Source organism: Duganella levis (assembly GCF_009857605.1).
GTDB lineage: Bacteria > Pseudomonadota > Gammaproteobacteria > Burkholderiales > Burkholderiaceae_D > Rugamonas > Rugamonas levis.
The window spans coordinates 191,240-213,436 of the sequence record NZ_WWCT01000002.1 but is presented as its reverse complement, the minus strand read 5'-3'; the positions used below and the strand labels follow the sequence as shown (position 1 = coordinate 213,436).

The window sequence follows — 22,197 nt, the reverse complement described above, 5'->3', positions numbered from 1 at the left end:
CCTTGTTTTGGTTTTTTTTGCAGGCTGTTCCTGCAAAAAAAACCTTATTTTCCGGAAGTTTTTGCGAACGGGTTCTTACCCGTGCGCAGTTCAATCCGCAACGGCGTACCGACCAGATTGAACGTCTCGCGGAAATGCTTCTCCAGATAACGCTTGTACGGATCGCTGATGGCGTCGAGCGCATTGCCGTGGATGACGATCACCGGCGGGTTCATGCCGCCCTGGTGCGCATAACGCATCTTCGGACGGATCGAGCCCTTGCGCTTCGGCTCCTGCTTCTCCACCGCTTCGATCAGCGCACGGGTCAGCTTCGGCGTCGAGAGGTCGGCGAACGCTGCTGCATAGGCCTGGTCCAGCGACTTCATCAGTGGACCGATGCCCTGCGCCTTCAGCGCCGAGATAAAGTGCATCTTGGCGAAGCCGAGGAAGTCCAGCTTGCGGTCGATGTCGATCTTGATCTCATCGCGTTCGTCGGTGCGCAGGCCGTCCCACTTGTTGACGGCGATGACCAGCGCGCGGCCGGTCTCCAGCACGAAGCCGGCGATGTGCGCATCCTGCTCCGAGATGTCCTGCTGCGCGTCGAGCATCAGCACCACCACGTTGGCTTCCGAGATCGATTGCAGCGTCTTCACCACCGAGAATTTTTCGATGGCTTCGAATACTTTGCCGCGGCGGCGGATACCGGCGGTGTCGATCAGCGTGTACTGTTTGCCGTCGCGCTCAAACGGAATCTCGATCGAATCGCGGGTGGTGCCTGGCATGTCGAAAGCGATGACGCGCTCTTCACCCACCAGGGTGTTGATCAGCGTCGACTTACCGACGTTAGGACGGCCCACCAGCGCGATCTTGATACCGCGATCGGTTGGCTCCAGCTCTTCCGGATCTTCCGGGCGCTTTTCAAACGCCGTGTCCAGCGCCAGATCAACCAGATCGTGCACGCCGTCGCCGTGTGCCGACGAAATGACAGCCGGTTCGCCCAGTCCCAGTTCGTAGAAGTCCGCCACCACTGCGTTGTAGCGCATGCCCTCCGCCTTGTTCACGACCAGCAGCACCGGACGGCCGCTCTTGCGCAGGAAGTCGGTGATGGTCTTGTCGTGCGGGGTCAAGCCCTGGCGGCCGTCGACCAGGAAGATGACAACGTCAGCTTCGGCCACGGCCTGCTTGGTTTGCTTGGCCATTTGGTGGAGGATGCCTTCCTTGGCCACCGGCTCAAAGCCGCCGGTGTCGATAACGAGGAAGGGACGTTCGCCGACACGGCCCTCGCCATAGTGACGATCGCGCGTCAACCCAGGCAAGTCCGCCACCAGCGCATCGCGCGAGCGGGTCAGACGATTGAACAAGGTCGATTTCCCTACATTGGGTCGACCCACTAGTGCGATTACCGGCTTCATTTTATTACTCGACCGCGAGTGCGGTCACTGTCCCTGATTGGGTTTGGAAAATCAAATTCGTGCCAGCGATGACAGGATCAGCCTGGATAGGGCTGCCGTCGGTCGCCACACGACCAATAAATGCGCCATCTTCCCGTGACAGGAAGTGGATGTAACCCTGGTAGTCACCAACTGCCACTGCGCGGCCATACGACACGGGGGTCGACAGCACGCGGAAGGTCAGTTTGTCGTTCTTCCAGGCGTTAGCGCCATTTTCGCGGCTGAACGCGGACACGGAGCCCTTGTCATCCGAAACGAAAACGAAACGCTGGTCGACCGCCACGCCCTTGTCGGACGAAGCGGCCTTGCTCCACTTCGGCGCGCCGGTGGCGACGTCGAAGCAGGCTACGCGGCCCTGATAGGAAACCGCGCAGATGTCTTTCTCGTAAATCACCGGCGTGCCGGCGATGTCGGTCACGCGTTCCAGCTCGGTGGCGCCGCGCGGTTCGCCGACGACCACTTCAAAGCGCTGCTGACCTGCCGCCAGCGCCAGCGCCAGCAGCTTGCCGCCCGGCTGGGCAATGTAGGCGTTCGGCGCGGCGATCACCATGCCCGGCGCATTGCGCAGGGTCAGGGCCGGCGTGGTACGGGTCACGTTCCACTTCTTCTCGCCGGTCTTGGCGTCGAAGCCGGTGATGACGTTATCGACGCTGCGCACCACCACCAGGCCACCGCCCGCTTCCGGCGACGACAGCACTTCGCTGGTGGCTTGCGCCTTCCACAGCTGCTTGCCGTTGGTGTCATAGGCCAGGATCTGGCCCTTGACGCCGCCGACCACCACTACTTCGCCATCGCTGCCCACACCGGCCGTCAGGTCGGTGCCGGTCTTGACGCGCCAGATTTCCTTGCCGGTGGCGGCATTCAGGCGTACCAGCACGCCGTCGGCGTCGGCCACATAGACGCTGTCGCCCACTACCGCTGGCGTGAAGACTGCATTGCCGGCTTTGCCGACCGAGTACTTCCACACCGTCTTCGGCGACAGTGTCGGGTTTTTCAGCTCCACCAGCGGCGCCGGCTGGTTCTTGGCATCTTTGGATCCGAACAAGGAACAACCGGCCAACATCGCAAACACGCTTGCTGCAACTACTTTTTCGGTAATACGCATAATTTATAAACCTTGATCGTTTTACGTGTAGCGGTGAATTACGCTGCGCCTTTTTCAGCCGGCACGGTGCCGCCGATTGCTTCCAGTTTCAGCTGGATCAGTTGACGGCCCGGATTCTTCTTGTCGGCGTCCAGCGCGGCCTGATAGGCGGCGCGGGCTTCGACCAGCTTGTTCTGCGCGGCCAGCACATCGCCCTTGCGGTCCGCCACTGCACTGGCGAATTGCGCCGGCACGTCGCCCGACAGCACTTTCAGCGCTTCATCGTAGGCTTTTTCGTCCAGCAGCACGCCGGCCAGACGGATCTTGGCGACCGCGCGGAATTCATCGGCGCCATGATCGGCCGCCCACTGCAGCTGGGCCTTGGCCGATTTCAGATCGTTGGCTTCAAACGCGCTCTTGGCGGCCACCAGTGCGGCCATTGGCGCATAGGTGGTGCTGGCAAATTTGCTTTCCATGTCGCCGGCGGCGCGCAGCACCTTGGCGTTGTCCTTGGCTTCCACCGCCGATTGCAGCTCGGCATACAGCGCCGAGGCCTGGCCGGACTGGTTACGCTCGTAGTATTTCCAGCCGGTCCAGCCGGAGTACGCCGCCAGCGCCGCGATCAGCACCCAGGTCGAGGCGTTGCCGTATTTGTCCCACCAAGCTTTGAGGGACGCGATTTGTTCTTGTTCTTCAAGATCGTATGCCATGGTATTCGTCTGCCGTATCGTTGGTTGCGTTGGTTGAATTAGTGGTTGCAGTGTTCGTCGTGCACGTGGTGATGATGGTCGCCGCTGTCGGTGATCTGGTCCACCACAAAGTCGACCACTTCCTCGAACGGCACCGTGGTTTGCTGCTGGTCGCCTTCCGCTGCGCGCATCGCTTTCACGGCGGCGGTGTTGTTGGCGACTTCATCGTCACCGATGATGACGGCGAACGATGCGCCGCTGCCGTCGGCCTTCTTCATCTGCGACTTGAAGCTGCCCGGACCCGCTGCGGTGGAACCGTGCATGATCACGTCCAGACCCGCATCGCGCAGGCGCTCGCCCAGCACGAAGGCTTGCAGCTGCGCCGCTTCGCCCTGATGCACCAGGTAGACGTCGCACTGGTTAGGCGCGTCCGGCTCGCCGGCCTCCTTCATCAGTTCCAGCAGGCGTTCGATGCCCATGGCGAAACCGACGGCAGGCGTTGGCTTGCCGCCGAAGGAAGCGATCAGCGGATCGTAACGGCCGCCGGCGCACACGGTGCCCTGCGAACCCAGTGCATCGGTGACCCATTCGAACACGGTGCGGTTGTAGTAATCCAGGCCGCGCACCAGGCGCGTGTTGATCACGTACTGCACGTTGGCGTGGTCGAGGATCTTGCGCACGCCGTTGAAGTGGGCCAGCGATTCTTCGCCCAGGTAGTCCATCAGCTTCGGCGCGGCGTTGACCATGTCCTGCATCGCAGGATTTTTGGTGTCCAGGATGCGCAGCGGGTTGCTGTGCAGGCGGCGCTTGGCTTCGGCGTCGAGGATGTCTTCGTGTTTTTCCAGGTAGGCGATCAGGTCGACGCGGTGGCGCGCACGCTCTTCGGCGTCGCCGATCGAGTTGATCTCCAGGCGGATTTCCGGCAGGCCCAGGTCATCCCACAGACGGCGGCACATGATGATCATTTCCGCGTCCACGTCGGGACCGGAGAAGCCCACGGCTTCGCAACCGAACTGGTAGAACTGGCGATAGCGGCCGCGCTGCGGACGCTCGTGGCGGAACATCGGGCCGGTGTACCACAGGCGTTTCGGGCCTTCGTAGACCAGGTTATGTTCGATCACCGCGCGCACCGCACCGGCCGTGCCTTCAGGACGCAGCGTCAGCTGGTCGCCGTTCATCGAGTCCTCGAAGGAGTACATTTCCTTTTCGACGATGTCGGTGACGGCGCCGATGGCGCGCTTGAACAGCGCGGTGTCTTCCACGATCGGCGTGCGGATCTGCTGGAAGCCATAGCTCTGCACCACCGACTGCGCGGTGTTCTCGAACAGCTGCCACAGATGCGAGTCGGTCGGCAGGATGTCGTTCATGCCTTTAACGGCTGTGATTTTTTCAGATTTGGACATATTCTTTACTGTAGTTCTTCTTCACGTAATTCAGTACGATTTCCTGGAATTCCTCGACGATGCGCTCACCGCGCAGGGTGGCGAATTTGGCGCCATCGACAAACACCGGCGCCGCCGGCGATTCACCGGTGCCCGGCAAACTGATGCCGATATTGGCGTGCTTCGATTCGCCCGGACCGTTGACGATGCAGCCCATCACGGCCACGTTCATCGCCTCCACGCCCGGATAGGTCTTTTTCCACTCCGGCATCTGGTCGCGCAGGAAGGTCTGAATGTTATCCGCCAGCTCCTGGAAAGTGGTCGAGGTAGTGCGGCCGCAGCCCGGGCACGCGATCACCATCGGCGTGAATTTGCGCAGGCCCATGGTTTGCAGGATCTCCTGCCCCACGACCACTTCCTTGGTGCGGTCGCCGCCCGGTTCCGGTGTCAGCGAAATGCGGATAGTGTCGCCGATGCCTTCTTGCAGCAGCACCGACAGCGCGGCCGTCGACGCGACGATGCCCTTGCTGCCCATGCCCGCTTCGGTCAGGCCGAGGTGCAGCGGATAGTCGCAGCGCTTGCCCAGTTCGCGGTACACGGCGATCAAGTCCTGCACGCCCGAGACTTTGCACGACAGGATGATCTTGTCGCGGCCCAGGCCCAGTTCTTCGGCGCGCACGGCGTTCTCGATGGCCGAGGTAATCAGCGCTTCATACATCACCTGCTGCGCGGTCCACGGATTCTCGCGGCCGGCGTTTTCGTCCATGATGCGCGCCAGTAGCGCCTGATCCAGGCTGCCCCAGTTGACGCCGATGCGCACCGGCTTGTCGTAGCGCGCCGCCACTTCGATCATCTGCGCAAACTGCGTGTCGCGCTTGGCGCCCTTGCCGACGTTGCCCGGATTGATGCGGTACTTCGACAGCGCTTTCGCGCATTCCGGATAATCGTTCAGCAGCGTGTGGCCGTTGTAGTGGAAGTCGCCGACCAGCGGCACGTCGACTTCCATCTTGTCCAGCTGTTCGCGGATGTACGGCACCGCTTCGGCGGCCTCCGGACGGTCCACGGTCAGGCGCACCAGTTCCGAACCGGCACGCGCCAGGTCGCGGATCTGGATTGCGGTCTCGATGGCGTTGGCGGTGTCGGTGTTGGTCATCGACTGCACCACCACCGGCGCATCGCCGCCTACCCAGATCTTGCGCTCGCCGTGCGAGATCAACACGCGGCGGCTGGCGCGGCGGTCGAGTGGTCCCGATGGAATAGCAGTTTGCGTCATGGTTTCTTAACTCTGTTCTTACTTAATGTTCACGCGTGAGATCGTGCCGCCTGGGATGGTCGGCAATGCCAGCGGCGTGCCGCCCAGCGTCGCTTCCACCGCACCTGGCTTGCCGACGATCAGCATGGCTGGGTCCTTGATATCGAAGGTCTCGGTGCTGCCGGCTTTGACCAGGCGCGCAATCAGCGACGTCGTGCCTGGGCGGCGGATCTCCACCCACGAATCTTCTTTCACCTTCAGCACCAGCTCATGGCCGGCGCCGGCGGCTGGCGCGGCCACTGCTGCCGGTGCTGGCGTCGGCGTCGGCGCTGGCGCAACCGCGACTGGCGCAGGCGTTGGTGCTGGCGCAGCGACCGGCGGCGACACCGCTGCCGGCGCTTCAGCCGCTGGCGCTGCCGTTTGCTCGCCTTGCGGCGGCACGGAAATCAGCGGCACATTGGTCGACTGCACTGGCGAGGCTTCCTCGCCCGGCTTGACCAGCGTGGTCTCGATCGGCGCCGAGGCTTCGACCGGCTTGGCTTCTTCCACAGCAGCTTCCTTGCGCTGGAACAGCGAGGCCGGAATCAGGCCGTTATGGTAAGCATAAGCACCGGCTGCGCCCACCACGACCACCACCGCCAGTCCCACCAGCCAACCGGCCGGCGCGGACGAGCGCCCGGTCATCGACGGGAAACGCGACTCCGAGAACGAGGCCGACAAATCCTTGCGCGGCACCACCACCTCAGGGGCAGGAGGCGCGGCCGCGTCGATCATCGCGACCAGCGGCGCCGCGTCCATCTTTAATACCTTGGCGTAGGCGCGCACAAAGCCGCGCGTAACCGCCATGTTGGGCAGCGCGGCGTAATCGCCGGCTTCCAATGCCTTCACCTGGCGTACCGCCAGCTTCAGTTGTTCCGCAATCTGTTCGACCGTCCAGCCCAGGGACTCGCGCTGGGACGCCAGTAATGCACCCGGCGTCGCCTTGCCGGTACTGGTGCTGCCCTGCTCTTGCGGCGGTTCTGCCCACTCAGAATTCATTGGTACCCCTGTTTCACTCATCAAACGCCCCACGTTGATAAGCAGCATACTCGGTCGAGCCGGAGTGGTGACGGCGCAATTGCGTCGCCCAGCCAGCCTCCGCATCCGTATCGCCCAGCTTATGCTGCACCTTAATCGCGAGCCACAGCACATCGGCCGTGAGACTCTCCATCTTTGCCACCTTGTTCAAACGGGTGATGAAGAAATTGGCGCGCACATAATCGCCTTTTTCAAAATACACCCGCGCCAGATTGGCGTTGGTGGCCGGCAGGTCAGGCGTCAACTGCAAGGCTTGCAGCAGATAACGCTCCGCGCTGGCGTAATCCTTGATCTTCAATGCGCACGAACCGGCGTTGTTCGCGGCGCTGGCCGGCGAACGGTACGAGCGGTTGACCAAGGCCGCATCAAACAGCGGCAGCGCTTCCTTTACGCGGCCTTCCTGGCACAGGAAGGAGCCGTAATTGTTGGCCAGATCCGGGCTGGCCGGCGCCAGTTTGCGGGCGCGCACGAAATTGTCTTCGGCCAGCGCGCGTTCGCCCATCTGCTGGTAAATCAGGCCGCGCATGCCGTAACCGTCGGCGTAGGCCGGATCGGCCGCCAGCGCCAGCTTGACTTCGTCCAGCGCCACCGGATACTGGCCCTGCTCGAAGTAGCCGATCGCCAGCTGCATGCGGATGTCCACCTTGCGCTGCAATGCCGTCTGGTCCGAAGCGGTGGTCAGCTCGGCCTTGCCGCTATTGCCGTTCTGCGTGCCTGGCGAGGCGCAACCGGCCAGCGTCCCTGCCGCGCACAAGGCGACGAGACTGAGCCGGCTCCGCTGCGCCAGGAAGGTCATCAGGAATGGATCTCCACGATCTTGCCGAAGTTGGCGCCAAATTTTTGCTGGTACTCGGCCATTTTTTCCATTCGTTGCTGGACCTTGGTGCGGTCCTGCACTTCGCCGGCCAACTGGCCGCAGGCGGCGTCGATATCGTCGCCGCGCGTCTTGCGGATGGTGGTGACGATGCCGGCGTCCAGCAGCACCTGGGCGAAGGCGCTGATGCGCGGGTTTTTCGAGCGCAGCAGACCCGATTCCGGGAAGGGGTTGAACGGAATCAGGTTGAATTTGCAGTTGACGCCGAACTCGGGATGCTGCACCAGCGCCACCAGTTCGCGCGCATGCTCGTCGCTGTCGTTGACGCCGTCGAGCATGCAGTACTCGAAGGTGATGAAGTCGCGCGGCGCAAATTCGATGTAGCGCTTGCAGGCGGCCATCAGCTCCTTCAGCGGGTATTTCTTGTTCAGCGGGATCAGGCCGTTGCGCAGCTCGTCGTTGGAGGCGTGCAGCGAGACGGCCAGCGCCACCGGCACTTCCTGCGACAGCTTGTCGATCATCGGCACCACGCCCGAGGTGGACAGGGTCACGCGGCGGCGCGACAGGCCGTAGGCGTTATCGTCCAGCATCAGCTTGAGCGCGGTGGCGGTCGGATCGAAGTTCAGCAGCGGCTCGCCCATGCCCATCATGACCACGTTGGTGATCTGGCGTTCGCCTTTCGGGCCTGGCTCGATGCCTTTGGTGCGGCGCAGTTCAAACTCCGCCATCCACAGCTGGCCGATGATCTCGCCGACGCTCAGATTGCGGCTGAAGCCCTGCTTGCCGGTCGAGCAGAAACGGCAGTTGACGGCGCAACCGGCCTGGGTGGAAATGCACAGGGTGCCGCGGTTTTCTTCCGGGATGTACACGGTTTCGACCGCGTTGCCATTGCCAACGTCGACCAGCCACTTGCGGGTGCCGTCGGTCGAGGTATGGTCGCTGATGATGGCCGGCGCCGCGATGTGGGCACGGGTTTTCAGTTTGTCGCGCAGCGACTTGGCCAGATCCGTCATGCTGTCGAAATCCGACGCGCCGAATTGATGGATCCAGCGCTGCAGTTGCTTGGCGCGGAACGGCTTCTCTCCCAACTCGGCGCAATAAGCGATAAGCTGCGCGGGATCGAAGTCCAGCAAGTTGGTCAGAGGTGCGTTCATATTCAGGTTCAAAACAGTACAAAAAAAGATACCGCTTCCGCGCGGGGCGCGGAAGCAGAATTACATCAAATTACTTACCGAAGAAGTAAGCGATTTCAACTTGGGCAGCTTCAACAGCGTCCGAGCCGTGAACGGCGTTAGCGTCGATCGAGTCAGCGAAATCAGCACGGATGGTGCCTTTGTCAGCCTTCTTAGGATCGGTCGCGCCCATCAGTTCGCGGTTTTTCAGGACGGCGTTTTCGCCTTCCAGTGCCTGGATCATGACTGGACCCGAAACCATGAAGTCCACCAGATCTTTGAAGAAGCCGCGCTCTTTGTGCGCAGCGTAGAAACCTTCAGCCTCTTCACGCGACAGCTGCTTCATTTGAGCAGCGACGATCTTCAGGCCAGCGTTCTCGAAGCGGCTGTAGATTTGGCCGATCACGTTTTTTGCAACTGCGTCTGGTTTGATGATCGACAGGGTGCGTTCGATTGCCATTTGAAAAACTCCAATAAAAAGAAAGGTTTAAAACGAAATTGATAATCCAATCAACCTTTGATTTTACCATAGAACACCCCATATTCCGAAACAGGGGCGTAGATAAGCTTGCAATACGGCTACTATTTGCCCGTTTTTGGTGCTGGGAAACGGCTATGAAGGCAGATTAAGCCCGATTTAAGTGCAATTAAGGCAGGTTTTAAGGATTTCCCGACCTTGGCGTGCTATGCTTTTATCAAAGCGGTAAACTTTCATCCTTTAATGGAGGGCACTATGAACAACATGCAAAACACCTACGATCTGGCGGGCAGCCGTCGATTGGTGCAGCACACCGTGCTGCGCAACACCTACTGGCTGCTGGCCCTGTCGATGGTGCCAACCATCTTCGGCGCGGTCATCGGCGTGTCCCTGCACCTGCCGCTGAGCGGCGGCCTGATGGCGCTGGCGTTCCTGGCGATTGCCTTCGGCTTCATCTGGGGGATTGAAAAGAACAAGGATTCCGGCGTCGGCGTCGCGCTGCTGCTGGGCTTCACCTTCTTCATGGGCCTGTGGCTGACGCCACTGCTGTCGCGCATTCTCGGCTACTCGAACGGCGGCTTCCTGATCGCCACCGCGTTTGGCGGTACGGCGGCGGTGTTTGCGACGCTGGCGTCGATCGCCACGGTGTCGAAACGTGACTTCTCCGGCATGGGCACGTGGCTGTTCGCCGGTGTGGTGATCCTGATCCTGGCGTCGCTGGCCAACATCTTCCTGCACATCCCGGCGCTGGCAATCGTGATCTCGGTGGTGGCCATTGCGATCTTCTCGGCCTATATCCTGTATGACGTGCAGCAGATCGTCAACGGCGGCGAGACCAACTACATCCGCGCCACGCTGAGCATTTACCTGGACGTGTACAACATCTTCACCAACCTGCTGTCGCTGCTGGGCATCTTCGGCGGCAACCGCAACTAAGCGTTAAGCATTCCCAGAAAGCCGGCCTCGCGCCGGCTTTTTTATCGCCCTTTTTTTGACAGGAGTTCCATGCGCCGCTTCGTCCTGCCCCTGCTCTTGCTGCTCACGCCATTCGCCTTCGCCCAGGTCGACTTCAACGTCGCCACCTACAACCTGCGCTACGACAATCCTAAAGACGGCAAAAATGTCTGGTCGGCGCGCCGCGACGCCATGCGGGCGCTGGTGCGTTACCACGGCTTCGACCTGTGGGGCACGCAAGAAGGACTGGAAAACCAGTTGGCCGACCTGGATACACTGAACGAATATGCACGCGTCGGCGTTGGGCGCGACGACGGCAAACAGGCCGGTGAGCACTCGGCCATTTTTTACCGGCGCGAGCGCTTTGCACTGGAAGACCACGGCGATTTCTGGCTGAGCTCCACGCCCGACAAGCCGTCCATGGGCTGGGACGCGCGCTGCTGCAAACGCCTCGTGACCTGGGCAAAGTTGCGCGACAAGCCGAGCGGCCAGGTGTTTGTGGTGCTGAATGCGCACTTCGACCATGAAGGTGTAGTGGCGCGGCGCGAATCGGCCCGCCTGCTGGTGGAGCGCAGCCGCGCGCTGGCCGGCAAGCTGCCGCTGATCGTGCTGGGTGATTTCAATAGCACGCCGGACAGCGAGGTGGTCGCCACCATCACCGCTGCCCTAAGCGACGCCAGGGCCATCAGCCAGACGCCCGCCTATGGGCCGCTGGAAACATTCAACGACTTCGATATCAGCAAGCCGGCGCAGGAACGCATCGACTACGTCTTTCTCAGCCCGCAGTGGCAAGTGCTGCGCTACGCGGTGCTGACCGATTCGGTCGGAGCACGCTATCCATCCGACCACTTCCCTGTCGTCGCGCGCCTGCGCTTGCCGGCGGATTGATTCACTCGGCAGACTTGTTGAGTCCCCGGACCTGGAAGCGAGTGGTGGCGATCAGTTTCGCGTTGGCGTCGACCAGCGCCAGCTGGTGCTGACCGGGCGTGGGGCGCCAGCTGTAGCTGCTGGCGGCCTGGCCTAGCGGCTCGCCGTCCAGCTGCCAGCTCAGGTCCTGCCCGCCCTGCGCCTGGAAGAATACGCGCTGGATGGCGTCTGGAATATCCGGATCGAGCGCGATGATGGCGGCTTCGCCTGGATACAGGATTTTCGGTGCGCGATGCAAATCCTGAACCAGTGCGATCACCGGGCTCTCGGTGCCGGCGATGAACCATTCGTTGCGCGCAGCTTCCAGCGCCGGTTGATAGGCGATCTGCTGGCGCACCACGCCGGCCGGCGGCTTGGGTGCGCGGCTGCCCTGACCGCGATGCAGGTAATCCATCACGTCACGCCACACCGGCGCGGCGCCGCTGACGCCGGAAACGTCCCACATCGATTGCCCGTCAAAATTCCCGACCCAGACGCCTACCGTGTATTTGTCGGTATAGCCCACACACCAGTTGTCGCGCATGTCCTTGCTGGTGCCGGTTTTGACGGCGGCCCAGAAGGTGGTCGCCAGTTCGTTCTTCAGGCCGAAAGTGATGCTGCGCGCCGCGCGGTCAGCCAGGATGTCGCTGACGATGAAACTGGCGCGCGCATCGAGCACGCGGCGTGATGCGGCGGTGGCTTGCGGCGCCAGCGTCACCACGCCATACATCCCGCCGTTGGCCAGCGTGCGATAGGCATTGCTCAACTCCAGCAGCGACACCTCGGCCGAGCCCAGCGCCAGCGAATAGCCGTAGTATTCGGCCGGCCGCGTCAAACTGCTCAAGCCCACCTCGCGCAGGCGCTCGTGAAAACGCTCCATGCCCGTCATCACCAGCGTGCGCACGGCCGGCACGTTGAGCGAACTGGCAAGGCTGGTGCGCACGCTGACATAGCCTTTGAAGTTCTTGTCGTAGTTCTGCGGGATGTACATGCCGCCCGGCGTCGAGATATCGATCGCCGTATCGTCCATCAGCGACGCCGCCGTCAGCTGCTTGCGTTCCAGCGCCAGCTCGTACAGGAACGGCTTGAGCGTCGACCCGGCCTGGCGCAGCGCCGCCACGCCATCCACCTCGCCGCCGCCGGCATTGCCAACATAGGCCAGAATCTCACCGCTGGCGTTATCCAGCACCACCACCGCGCCGTCGTTGACATTGCGCCCCTGGAGCGCGGCCAGTTGCTGGCGCAGCACATTCTGCGCGTAACGCTGCAAGCCCGCATCCAGCGTGCTGCGCACCGCCTGCCCACTGCGCGTCAGCAGTTGCTGCGCCACCTGCGGCGCCGGCGGCAGATGGGCTGCCAACTGCGGACGGCTCATCGCCACTACAATCCGCAACTGGATCTCGCTGCAGGTCGACGGCAAGCGCAACTCCAGCGCCAGCGAACAGGCCCGCTGCGACACCACCTTCTGCCCCGCCGCTGGCCCGCGCAGCAAGCTGGCCAGAATCACCGCCTCGCTCAGATCCAGTCCGGAAGGCGCCTTGCCGAACATGCCGCGCGCCGCCGCGCCAACGCCTTGCAGCTCGCCGCGATACGACACCATGTTCAGATACGCTTCCATGATCTGCTGCTTGGTCCACTGCGTATCCAGCTCGCGCGCCGCCTTCACCTGGTCCCACTTCTGCCCCCAGCTGCGGCCCTTGGCGGCCGGCTGCAAGGTCGGATCGAGCAAGGCCGCCAGTTGCATGGTGATGGTCGAGGCACCGCGCGGCCGTGTGCGGAACAGGTTATCCCACGCCGCCTTGGCCGCCGCATTCCAGTCCACGCCGTCGTGCTGGTAGAAACGCTGGTCCTCCGCCTGCAGCACCGCCGCCGGCAGCGCCGGCGAGATATCATTCAGCGCCACCCACGGCAAGCGCCGCACCGTCATGTCGATGCGCAGCGACTGTATCGCTTCGCCGTGCCGGTCCAGCAGCTCCGCGTCCGACGAGCGATACGCCTTCCGCACCTCATCAAAGGTCGGAGCGGCGTGGACGGCGCCGGCCAGCGCCAGCGCAAGGGTACAAACGATCAGTTTCATTTCACTGTGACTGCGGCATTAGGCGAAGCGCCAAACATCTCGGGGCTGTACATCGCCTCGACACGGGTTGGCGGCAGGTTGAACTGGCCCGGATTATTCAGGCGCACAGTGTACTCCACGCTCCATTTGCCTTTCGGGACAAACTCGTAGAACGCGCGGTAGCCCTCAAACGTGCGCTCCTGGAAGGCCGGATAGGCCCAGCCAGTACTGGTTTCACCGCTGCGCATGATCTTCGAATCGCCACCCAGGCCGGAGCCCAGCACCGTGGCGCTGGCCGGGATCGGATCATCCACCACCACCCAGGTCATATCCGACTGCGCTTCCAGATCCAGATGCACGCGATAGACATCGCCACGCGACCACACGCCTTTGACCTTCTGCTCCACCGGCGTGATGGTCTTAGCAATGCGGTAGCCACTCGACAGCGGCGCCTTGAGCGGCACGGCGGACAAGGTCTGCACCGTGGCCCATGGCTTGCCGGCGCCCGTGTGCTCCAGCGCCAGCTGGCCACTGCCGCCGCGCGGCCAAGGCAGCATCACCGTGCCGCCAGCCGGCTCGCCGCCGAAGGCGATGCTCTTGCTGGCGTTGGCCAGCGTCGCACCAGCGGTGCCAGTTACCTTGTCCTTCTCGAACAGGCGCGAGAACTTATCCACGGCCAGCACGCCCCAGGCATTCGCCACCGTCGTGCCCCAACGGCCTTTCTGCTGGCGTCCCAGCGCGCCGCGCGCCAGCCGGCCGATATCATCCTTCCACGCCGGGTTATCGGCCATGACCAGCAACAGCCGGTTGGCATTGCCGTCGGCGGAAGACATCAACCACCACCAGTCGTCGGCGCGCTCGGTGGAGAAAGTCATCGTCGTGCCTTGCAGGTTCAGGCGCGAACGCAGGATCTGCTCCGCCTCCTTCAGGCGCTGCGCGCGTTGCGGCAGCTCCTTCGAGCGCTGCAGGATCTGATACCAGTCCAGGACTGCGGACGTCGGCCACAAGTTAGGCTGCACCGTGAACGACTCCAGATCACCCGCCTGCGTTGGCCGCGTACGCGACAACGCTTCCAGCGCGGCGATCTTGCGCACTGCCAGGTCGGCAGTCGGCAAGGCCGAGTAGCGCACCACCTTGCCCTGCACGAAGGCCAGCAAACCTGACTCCATTTGTCCACGCAGACCATCCGGAATCACATAGCCCGCTTCCGCCGCCGCCGACAGCACATACGCCGTCAGCGTATCGCTGCCCTGATACATCGTCGCGAAATACTTGACCAGGCCATCGCTGTCCAGATGCGCCGGCAGCGTGTCGATCGCCGACTGCCACATCGTCTTGTCATGCAGCGCGATCGAACGCGAAGTGACCTGCTCGAAGCAGCGGTACGGATACTTCTTCATGTACTCCTGCACGCCCGGCAGATCGCCACCCAGCGATGGGCTGTACTGCACCTGCACGCCGCCGCGCCCCGGCACCGCGTCGTCCGGCAGCGCCACCTGCATCGACAGCTTGCGGTCCAGTTGCAGCAAGGTGGCCTGCATCACCGTCACCGGCACCGCCGGCACCACCTTCTGCTTGATCTTGATGCGGTCCGTCGATGCCGCGCCGCCGCCCTCCACTGCCGCGCTGACATCCCAGTCCAGCGTGCTGACGCCGGCCGGCACCTGCACGTCCCAGCCGATCTCGCGCGCCTGCCCCGGCTCCAGCGAGACCGATTGCGGCGACAGCGCCTTGCCGCCCGCGTTGGCGGTCAGCGTGGCGCTCACCGCAGCATCGGTGGTATTACGCAGCGTGAAGCCGGCGCGCAAGCGGTCGCCCTCGCGCACCAGCGCCGGCAGACCGGAAAGCAGAATCAGATCCTGCGAACTGCGCACCTCCGTGTGGCCGGTGCCGAACAAATCCGCCTGCGCACTGGCGATGGCAACGATGCGGAACGCCGTCAGCGAATCGTTGATCGGCACCTGCACCGTGGTTTCGCCGTTCGCATCCAGCGTCACGCGCGCCTTCCAGAACAGCAGCGTATCGAACAGCTCCCGTCCCGCGCCCTTGCCGCCGCCACCACCGGCCGGCACCGCCTTGCGGCCGAAGTGACGCTTGCCGACCACCTGCATCTGCGCGGTGGCCGTGGTCACTTGCAGGCTGCGCTGGCCCATCATGGTCTCCAGCAAATCCCAGCTGGTGTTGGGCATCAGCTCCAGCAGGCCGACATCCACCGCCGCCAGCGCCACCTCCGCGCCAGCAGGCGGCGCCGAGCCATCCGGCAGCGTGACCTTGACCGCCACTGTGGCCTTGTCGCGCACCTTGTACACCGACTTGTCCGCCGTGACCTGCACCTTCAGCTCATTGGCCGACCAGCCCACGCGCAGCGGCGCGATCCCCAGCTTGTAGGCTGGCTTGCCCAGGTCGACCAGCGCGGTCGGCTGCACGCTGTTCACGCGTCCGCGCACCACCAGCGCGGAAACGTAGACATTCGGCGCATATGACTTCTTGACCGGAATGGTGAACACCGGCTCACTGCCGCTCAACGGACGGATATAGGTATCGATCACGCCTTCGCGTTCCACCGTCACCAGCGCGGTCGCTTCGCGGAACGGCATGCGCACCTGGAAGCTGGCCGTCTCGCCAGGCTCGTAGCGCTTCTTTTCCGGCAGCAGATCGATGCGGTCGTTGTCGGTGGCGGCGAACCACCAGTCGGCGCCGTCGGCCACCCAGGTTTCGCGATGGGCGATGGCAGCGCGCTGCTGCCCATCCTGGGTCTTTGCGCGCAAGATCAAATTGCCCGACGCCGGCGCCTTGACCTTGCAGATCAACAGGCCCTTGTTATCGGTCTTGCCTTCACAGGCGGCTCCCAGCGCTTTGATCTCGCTGCTGTTCTCGTAGGCGTAGAAGCCGCCGATCAGGCGGCGACGGTGCGAGTACGACAGGCGCTGGAAGAAGTCCACCGCGACCGGCGCATCGGCCACCGGCTTGCCTTGCAGGTCCAGCACCGCGACCGTGAATTTCAGCCCGTCCTTGCTGGCGACCCAGCCATCGGGCTGGATGCCGATCACATAACTGGACGGCCACAGCGCAATCTGCGTGGCGGCCGACAGCGTTTCGCCGTTGGCGTCCTGGAAGGTCATCTCGGCCATCAGTTCCTTCGGCGTCTGTACCTCGGGCAGCTGGTCCAGTGTGACGCGCGCGCCACCAGCCTTGTCCAGCGTCAGATTGCGGGTCTTGATATTGGCCGGGCCGGCGACTGCGCCATCTTCGCCTTCGCCATCGCCTTCATACATGCCTTCGTCGTCATCGAAAGTGCCGGCGTTCTTTTCAGCGCCGACCTTGACATCGCCGTTACTGAAGCTGAAGTCCGGATAATCGGCAAAGCTGACGCCCTTGTCCTGCACCACGGTGCGCAGCTGCACCGGCGCGTCGCCCGCGCCGCCGCCGGACAGGTAGCCCAGCTGGATATCCAGCGCCACCGATGACGCCTGGATCGCCGGCGTCTTCGGCCCTTGCAGCAGCGCCTTCATGGTGGGCACGCGGAACTGCTCGACGCGGAAGCGGCCCGCCGTACGGCCGCTCAGCATCAACTGATACCAGCCCTGTTTGGCGTCGGCCGGAATGGTCCACGTGCTCTCGGCCGAGCCGTTGGCGCTCCACTTGATCTGCACGTCGTACTGCTGCTGGCTACCCTCGTGCATGATGTGCAGCGTGCGATCCTGTTCTTTCGACGCCTGCACAATGCCCTGCTCGACGTGACGGCGCAGGAAGTGCTTCATGTGCACCGTCTCGCCGGCACGCAGCAGCATGCGGTCAAACACCGTAGTGGCGATAACGTTGTCGGCGCCGCCGTCACCGCCCGGCAAATTGAAGCGCCATGTCTCAATGCCACGATCCCAGTCGGACAAAGTGAAAGTCATGTCCGCGCCGAGGCGCGCGCTGACGAAGTAGCGGCCATCCTGTGCCTTGCGCGACGTCGGCAGTTCCTTGCGGATGTGCGCCAGGCCGCCGGCGTCGGTCATGCCCTGCCACAGCAGATTGCCTTCAAAATCGCGCACCACCACCTGCGCCTGCGGCACCGGCTGGCCCTTGTCCAACGACGTCACCCACACCACCGACGATTCCGCGCCGTGCTTGAAGTGCGCCACCATATTGGTCACCAGCGCGGCCGCGCTGACGTAAGCCTTGTTACCGACGCCCAGTCCCTCGCCCAGCTTGGGACTCGCCAGCTCCACCACATAAAAGCCCGGCTTGCGCAGCGGGATGCCGACCACCTCCATCGCCCGGCCGCCGTTCGGCTTGGGCATGGCAAAGCGTTCCACCTTGCCGGCTTTGGGGTCCAGCAGCTGCTTGCCGAGACTATCGCCCCACTGCTCCTGCGGCTGCCAGCTGTAGCTGGTGCCCATGCGCTTGAGCCATGCGATCACTTGCTGGTCCTGCTGATCGCTCGAAGCCGAGCCGTCGTTGACGCGCAGCGCGGCGCCATCGACCTTGCTGCCCGCCAGCCGCGCCTCGACATTGCGCACGGTGACCGGCAACAGCTTGTCGCCCTTCGCCTCGATGATGCCGAAGCGCGCAGGGAACTTGACCAGAGGCGGCTGCGCATCGGTGCGCACCGTCATCGGGAAACTGGCCTGGTTGACCAGCATGCGGCCGGCATCGTCCTTCAGCTTCGGCGGCATCGACAGCGTCAGCCTGGCGCTTTCAGGGAACGGGCCTTTGATGTTGAGCCATTGCAGATACTCGGCCTGTTCCTCTTCCTTGCTCAGCACAGGCTTGAACACCTTGCCGCCTGGCCCGGTGATCTTGACCGCCAGCGCGTCGGCGCGCGATACCGGCGCCGAGAACTGCACGCGCATCGGCAGGAACGGGATGCAGGCGCCATCGGCCGCCAGTCTATCGCAGCTGAAGCGCGCGTTGAAATCCGGCCGCGTATTGAAGGCCAGCTTTTGCTCCTGCGTGGTGACGATGCCGCTATCGGCGGCGATGCCCGCGCCCCACACCAGCGACACATTGGCATCCGCCGGCAACGGCCGCTGACATTGCAGCACCACGATCGGCAGCTTGTCGAGCTTCTGGTTATTGACCTTGGCGGTAGCGCGCCACACCACGCCGCGCGCCTTGAAGTACAAGGACAGATAGCGTTCCGTGAACGACTTGCGCATCTCCAGCACGCGCTGACGCTCCGCGCCCTGCAGCAGGCGCACGCCGATTTTCTCGTTGATGCCCTCGGCCTGGCACCAGGCGTGGGCGGTGATGGTCGATTCGCTGGCCGGCGCGTCGAGGCCCAGCACAAAGATCTGCTGCTCGTCGATGGCGCCGGAGCCGTCGCGCGGCGCCGCTTCCACCACCGCCGGGCCGCCGGTGTCGAAGCTGAACTGACGGTCGCCCTTCAGCGGCTTGCCGTCGATGTCCTTGACGTCATCCTTGAGCGTGAAGCGGCAAGCCACGCCGCCGGGCAGGTCGCGCACAAAATCGTAGCTCCAGTTCTGGCCATCGATCCAGCGGCCCTTGCCCTCTTGCGGACAATCGACGGTGAACGGATCGCCAAGCCGCATATCGCCCAGCGGGACCATCTGGCCACTGAAGCGCGCCGCCACCTGGCGCACGCCCTTGACGGTGCCCGATGGCGAAAACGAAGTAACGGAAGTATCGGCCAGAACGGCCAGCGGCAGGCTGCTTAACGCAGCCAGCGCGATGATTCGGGACAGAAGGCGCATGCCAACTCCAGGCGCTGATTAACAATCAGCCCAGTGTTGCGCACGCCTCCTGCAAAGTCAATAATATTATAAGAAAAACCATGTCGCTTCAGATCAGGCGACTACCACTGCGCAGGGAGTCCGAGTGAATGCGATGGGTCACTTCGCCAGCACAAATCGCGCTTCGAGCTTGTAGAGCATATCGAAGGTATTCATCCAATTGACTCCGAATTCCTTACAGATATTAGGGATTAAGAACTTCTTCTTGATCATCGGGTCAAGTGATTCGTGCGTGACGACGGTTGCTCCAGTGGCCATTGCTTTTGCAATGAGCCATGGGTCGGCCCCGGACAAGAAGTCCGCTGCGGCGCCCGCTTTCATTTTCCCACTTGATTCAACAACAAAGTTCGCCACTATTGCAAAACAGGCCTGCGTGTCGTCATCATGGACGCCGATGAATAGATCAGGATGATCCTTGACCCAAGCAGCAAGTTCATCATCGCTTTTTTTAACTCGTCACCAACCATGGAAATGCTTGCCACGTCCTGAGCAACATACTTCTGGAGAATCCAGAGCCAATATGCCGGGCAGACCGTCATATTGTAGTAGCGGTTTTTCGCTTCGATGAAAGTGTTGGAGTCGAGAAGATATTTCAATCGTTCACCTTCTCCGCGTAAGTTCTAATCTTGGCAGGCTGGATTCCAAGCAGCTTGCCAGCATCACGCAAAAGCAAGCGCCCACTGAGTGCCTCGGTCAAAACCGCGCGACTGAATCGTTTGCTGTTTTTCGACCCAGCAGTCTTGTAGAAATCGCCGCTTCCGGCTTTTTTTTGGTCGCGATGGGCATTCAGTTCCAACACATAGTACCGACCATACTCGTCGCTGGAAATGAAGCCCAGGTCACATGCTCTGCGCGCGACAACAAGTTTGCTCACATAGAAAATTGCGGCCAGCTCTGGCAATAGCGCAACCCAGTCATCCACTTTCCGCCACAATGGAGTGAGCTTTGCTTTTGGCACCAAGAACTCTCCCGCCACAGCATTGCAGAATATCTCATCCTGCCGATTACTCGATGGGGATACGCTGGAGACGCCACTGCTTCCAATCCAGATGTGGGCAAGCTCATGAATCAGCGTGAAGAGCCGCGCAGCGGGAGCATCAGCGATATTAATAAACACTATTGGGGCAAACTTGTCACTAATCGCGAAACCTCGGAACTCTCCGACATCCAGCTTGCGATGGGTATTCGCTCCCACGACACCGCTACGCATCACCAGAATACCAGCCGCATCGGCTCCAGCAATGAGTTGCCGAAGGTATTCTTCGCCGCCTTGCCGATGCGGCGCCTCATTGACGCCAAGAACCGAGCGGATATCGGCCACCACATCGGCGACGCGCGCTGTACTAGTGAACTTTCCCACGAAGGGAAGCGAAGACAGGCCTTGTTCTTTCAGATAGTCGAGATACCATTCGTACTTCCTGAGCACATCACGCACCGTATCCAGCAGATCAAGGCTTGGCGCAGCAGGGGCGGCACCGCCGACAGTACGAAGATCCGGAAGAGGCAATTCCTCTTTTGGGGGTTCGCTCAGAAATAAATAACCGAATGGCACATGGGCCAAGTTCGCCCACTGCTGAGCTTGTCGAAAGGTCGGTTTGCTTTCCCCGGCCTCCCATGCCAGCACCTTGTCCTCTTGCACGGTAATGCTTTCTGCAAGGTCGGCCTCACTCAGGCCCGCTCGACGGCGAGACCAAGACATGAGGTTAGGATTGACAAGTGCGTGAGTCATCTTGCTAATAGGTTAATGCAGTCTGTCGCCCCTGTCAGTCTTTTTCGGTACAGTGTGGGCTTTACGTCAGATCGAACACGGCCATCGATTCGACGTGCGAGGTGTGCGGGAACATATTCACCACGCCGGCCTTGTCCAGCTTGTAGCCGGCCAGGTTGACCAGCGCATTGGCGTCGCGCGCCAGCGTCGATGGGCTGCACGAGACGTAGACGATGCGCTTCGGCAGGAATTCCGGATTGGTCTTGCGCAGTTCGCCCAGCGACTCGCACAGGGTCATGGCGCCGTCGCGTGGCGGGTCGATCAGCATGCGGTCGAACTTGCCCAGCGCGATCAGGTCTTCCGGCGTGACCTCGAACAGGTTGCGGTTGTAGAAGGTGGTCTTGCCATCCAGGCCGTTGGCCTTGGCGTTGCTCAGCGAACGGTCGGTCAGCGCCTGGCTGCCTTCGATGCCGACCACTTCGCGCGCCAGCGTCGCCAGCGGCAGCGTGAAGTTGCCCAGGCCGCAGAACAGGTCGGCCACGCGGTCTTCCGGCTGCACGTCCAGCAGGCGCAGCGCCTTGTGCACCAGCGCGCGGTTGATGTGGTGGTTGACCTGGGTGAAGTCGACCGGCTTGAACGGCATGCGCACGCCGTATTCCGGCAGCAGGTAATGCAGCTGCGGCTCCAGCGGGTAGAACGGCGCGGCGGTTTCCGGGCCTTTGGTTTGCAGCCAGAACTGCACTTTGTATTCGTCGGCGAAGGCCTTGAGCTTGGCTTCGTCGTCGGCGGTCGGGGTCGCCATTACGCGCAGCACCAGCGCGGTGACGTCCTCACCGATCGCCAGTTCGATCTGCGGCACTTCCTTGTACAGCGTCAGCGAGCCGATCAGCGCGCGCAGCGGCAGCAGCATGTCCGACACGTGTTTCGGCAGGATCTGGCAGCTCTTGATGTCGGCCACGAACACCGAACGCTTTTCCTTGAAGCCGACCAGCACCGTGCCTTTTTTCTCGACCCAGCGCACCGACAGGCGCGCGCGGAAGCGGTAGCCCCAGGTCGGGCCGTACATCGGCCGCATGATGTTGTCGGCGGTGACTTTGCCGATGTGCCACAGGTTATCTTCCAGCACGCGCTGCTTGATCGCCACCTGCGCGGTCGGCTCCAGGTGCTGCATCGAGCAGCCGCCGCAGTAGTCGAAATGTTCGCACTGCGGCTTGACGCGCATCGACGATTCGCGGTGCAGCGCGGTCATGCGCGCGGCTTCCCAGTTTTTCTTCTTCTTGAACGTCTCAAAGCTGACGCGCTCACCTGGCAGCGCACCTTCCACGAACACCACTTTACCCGGCGTGCCGTCTTCGTTTTCAATATGGCCGACGCCACGGGCGTCCATGTCGAGCGATTTGATGTCGATGGTATTTTCTTGCATAACGTTCAATAGTAGGGAAAGCGCGGCCGGC

15 protein-coding genes and 1 pseudogene are annotated in these 22,197 nt (G+C 62.4%); 2 read left to right on the top strand and 14 right to left on the bottom strand.

What is annotated here, in order from left to right; translation table 11 throughout:
* Nucleotides 1-44: 44 nt before the first annotated feature.
* The 9 genes from der to ndk all read right to left on the bottom strand — a co-directional run bounded on the left by der (nucleotide 45) and on the right by ndk (nucleotide 9,360).
* On the bottom strand, nucleotides 45-1,391 hold the full coding sequence (der, locus tag GTP69_RS03900) for a ribosome biogenesis GTPase Der (RefSeq protein WP_110849065.1): 1,347 nt from the start codon (nucleotides 1,389-1,391) through the stop codon (nucleotides 45-47).
* A gap of 4 nt (nucleotides 1,392-1,395) precedes the next feature.
* Nucleotides 1,396-2,535 (bottom strand): outer membrane protein assembly factor BamB, encoded by a 1,140-nt coding sequence (gene bamB / locus GTP69_RS03895; RefSeq protein WP_161053650.1) that lies wholly within the window; start codon nucleotides 2,533-2,535, stop codon nucleotides 1,396-1,398.
* A 38-nt stretch (nucleotides 2,536-2,573) separates the two neighbouring features.
* The gene (locus GTP69_RS03890) at nucleotides 2,574-3,224 is read right to left on the bottom strand and encodes a tetratricopeptide repeat protein (RefSeq protein WP_161053649.1); all 651 of its coding nucleotides are present in this window, start codon (nucleotides 3,222-3,224) and stop codon (nucleotides 2,574-2,576) included.
* A gap of 38 nt (nucleotides 3,225-3,262) precedes the next feature.
* Entirely contained in the window at nucleotides 3,263-4,606 is a 1,344-nt protein-coding gene (gene hisS / locus GTP69_RS03885; RefSeq protein WP_110849068.1) for a histidine--tRNA ligase, read from the bottom strand.
* Nucleotides 4,593-5,858 (bottom strand): flavodoxin-dependent (E)-4-hydroxy-3-methylbut-2-enyl-diphosphate synthase, encoded by a 1,266-nt coding sequence (gene ispG, locus GTP69_RS03880; protein WP_161053648.1) that lies wholly within the window; start codon nucleotides 5,856-5,858, stop codon nucleotides 4,593-4,595. Before ispG ends, hisS begins: the two co-directional genes overlap by 14 nt.
* Before the next feature lie 18 nt (nucleotides 5,859-5,876).
* Nucleotides 5,877-6,875, bottom strand: a complete 999-nt coding sequence (locus GTP69_RS03875) for a RodZ domain-containing protein (protein ID WP_161053647.1) — start codon at nucleotides 6,873-6,875, stop codon at nucleotides 5,877-5,879.
* Nucleotides 6,876-6,888: 13 nt separating this feature from the next.
* Entirely contained in the window at nucleotides 6,889-7,710 is an 822-nt protein-coding gene (gene pilW, locus GTP69_RS03870; protein WP_161053646.1) for a type IV pilus biogenesis/stability protein PilW, read from the bottom strand.
* A complete protein-coding gene (rlmN, locus tag GTP69_RS03865) occupies nucleotides 7,710-8,882 on the bottom strand; it encodes a dual-specificity RNA methyltransferase RlmN (RefSeq protein WP_110849072.1) in 1,173 nt (390 codons plus the stop codon). The genes pilW and rlmN overlap by 1 nt, the downstream gene beginning before the upstream one ends.
* Nucleotides 8,883-8,952: 70 nt before the next feature.
* Nucleotides 8,953-9,360 carry a nucleoside-diphosphate kinase gene (gene ndk / locus GTP69_RS03860; RefSeq protein ID WP_019920462.1) on the bottom strand — a complete coding sequence of 136 codons (408 nt, stop codon included), beginning with the start codon at nucleotides 9,358-9,360 and terminating at the stop codon, nucleotides 8,953-8,955.
* A 273-nt stretch (nucleotides 9,361-9,633) separates the two neighbouring features.
* Here ndk and GTP69_RS03855 point away from each other — a divergent pair, with 273 nt between their 5' ends.
* Together GTP69_RS03855 and GTP69_RS03850 are read left to right on the top strand one after the other, a co-directional pair.
* A complete protein-coding gene (locus GTP69_RS03855) occupies nucleotides 9,634-10,314 on the top strand; it encodes a Bax inhibitor-1/YccA family protein (RefSeq protein ID WP_161053645.1) in 681 nt (226 codons plus the stop codon).
* 69 nt (nucleotides 10,315-10,383) lie between these two features.
* Nucleotides 10,384-11,220 (top strand): endonuclease/exonuclease/phosphatase family protein, encoded by an 837-nt coding sequence (locus GTP69_RS03850; protein WP_161053644.1) that lies wholly within the window; start codon nucleotides 10,384-10,386, stop codon nucleotides 11,218-11,220.
* 1 nt (nucleotide 11,221) lies between these two features.
* Here GTP69_RS03850 and pbpC read toward each other — a convergent pair whose 3' ends face one another.
* The 5 genes and pseudogenes from pbpC to rlmD all read right to left on the bottom strand — a co-directional run bounded on the left by pbpC (nucleotide 11,222) and on the right by rlmD (nucleotide 22,166).
* Nucleotides 11,222-13,315 (bottom strand): penicillin-binding protein 1C, encoded by a 2,094-nt coding sequence (pbpC, locus tag GTP69_RS03845; protein WP_161053643.1) that lies wholly within the window; start codon nucleotides 13,313-13,315, stop codon nucleotides 11,222-11,224.
* A complete protein-coding gene (locus tag GTP69_RS03840) occupies nucleotides 13,312-18,996 on the bottom strand; it encodes an alpha-2-macroglobulin family protein (RefSeq protein ID WP_161053642.1) in 5,685 nt (1,894 codons plus the stop codon). The genes pbpC and GTP69_RS03840 overlap by 4 nt, the downstream gene beginning before the upstream one ends.
* Before the next feature lie 138 nt (nucleotides 18,997-19,134).
* Nucleotides 19,135-19,574 (bottom strand): annotated as a pseudogene (locus GTP69_RS03835) (DUF4411 family protein).
* 53 nt (nucleotides 19,575-19,627) lie between these two features.
* The gene (locus GTP69_RS03830; protein WP_161053641.1) at nucleotides 19,628-20,764 is read right to left on the bottom strand and encodes a DUF8813 domain-containing protein; all 1,137 of its coding nucleotides are present in this window, start codon (nucleotides 20,762-20,764) and stop codon (nucleotides 19,628-19,630) included.
* Between the two features lie 61 nt (nucleotides 20,765-20,825).
* Nucleotides 20,826-22,166, bottom strand: coding sequence for a 23S rRNA (uracil(1939)-C(5))-methyltransferase RlmD (rlmD, locus tag GTP69_RS03825; RefSeq protein ID WP_161053640.1), 1,341 nt, complete (start codon nucleotides 22,164-22,166; stop codon nucleotides 20,826-20,828).
* Nucleotides 22,167-22,197 lie beyond the last annotated feature (31 nt).

Bases quoted from the DNA above. Each gene is read 5' to 3' on its own strand.
- der (WP_110849065.1), bottom strand. From the start codon at position 1,391: ATGAAGCCGGTAATCGCACTAGTGGGTCGACCCAATGTAGGGAAATCG.
- bamB (WP_161053650.1), bottom strand. From the start codon at position 2,535: ATGCGTATTACCGAAAAAGTAGTTGCAGCAAGCGTGTTTGCGATGTTG.
- GTP69_RS03890 (WP_161053649.1), bottom strand. From the start codon at position 3,224: ATGGCATACGATCTTGAAGAACAAGAACAAATCGCGTCCCTCAAAGCT.
- hisS (WP_110849068.1), bottom strand. From the start codon at position 4,606: ATGTCCAAATCTGAAAAAATCACAGCCGTTAAAGGCATGAACGACATC.
- ispG (WP_161053648.1), bottom strand. From the start codon at position 5,858: ATGACGCAAACTGCTATTCCATCGGGACCACTCGACCGCCGCGCCAGC.
- GTP69_RS03875 (WP_161053647.1), bottom strand. From the start codon at position 6,875: ATGAATTCTGAGTGGGCAGAACCGCCGCAAGAGCAGGGCAGCACCAGT.
- pilW (WP_161053646.1), bottom strand. From the start codon at position 7,710: ATGACCTTCCTGGCGCAGCGGAGCCGGCTCAGTCTCGTCGCCTTGTGC.
- rlmN (WP_110849072.1), bottom strand. From the start codon at position 8,882: ATGAACGCACCTCTGACCAACTTGCTGGACTTCGATCCCGCGCAGCTT.
- ndk (WP_019920462.1), bottom strand. From the start codon at position 9,360: ATGGCAATCGAACGCACCCTGTCGATCATCAAACCAGACGCAGTTGCA.
- GTP69_RS03855 (WP_161053645.1), top strand. From the start codon at position 9,634: ATGAACAACATGCAAAACACCTACGATCTGGCGGGCAGCCGTCGATTG.
- GTP69_RS03850 (WP_161053644.1), top strand. From the start codon at position 10,384: ATGCGCCGCTTCGTCCTGCCCCTGCTCTTGCTGCTCACGCCATTCGCC.
- pbpC (WP_161053643.1), bottom strand. From the start codon at position 13,315: ATGAAACTGATCGTTTGTACCCTTGCGCTGGCGCTGGCCGGCGCCGTC.
- GTP69_RS03840 (WP_161053642.1), bottom strand. From the start codon at position 18,996: ATGCGCCTTCTGTCCCGAATCATCGCGCTGGCTGCGTTAAGCAGCCTG.
- GTP69_RS03830 (WP_161053641.1), bottom strand. From the start codon at position 20,764: ATGACTCACGCACTTGTCAATCCTAACCTCATGTCTTGGTCTCGCCGT.
- rlmD (WP_161053640.1), bottom strand. From the start codon at position 22,166: ATGCAAGAAAATACCATCGACATCAAATCGCTCGACATGGACGCCCGT.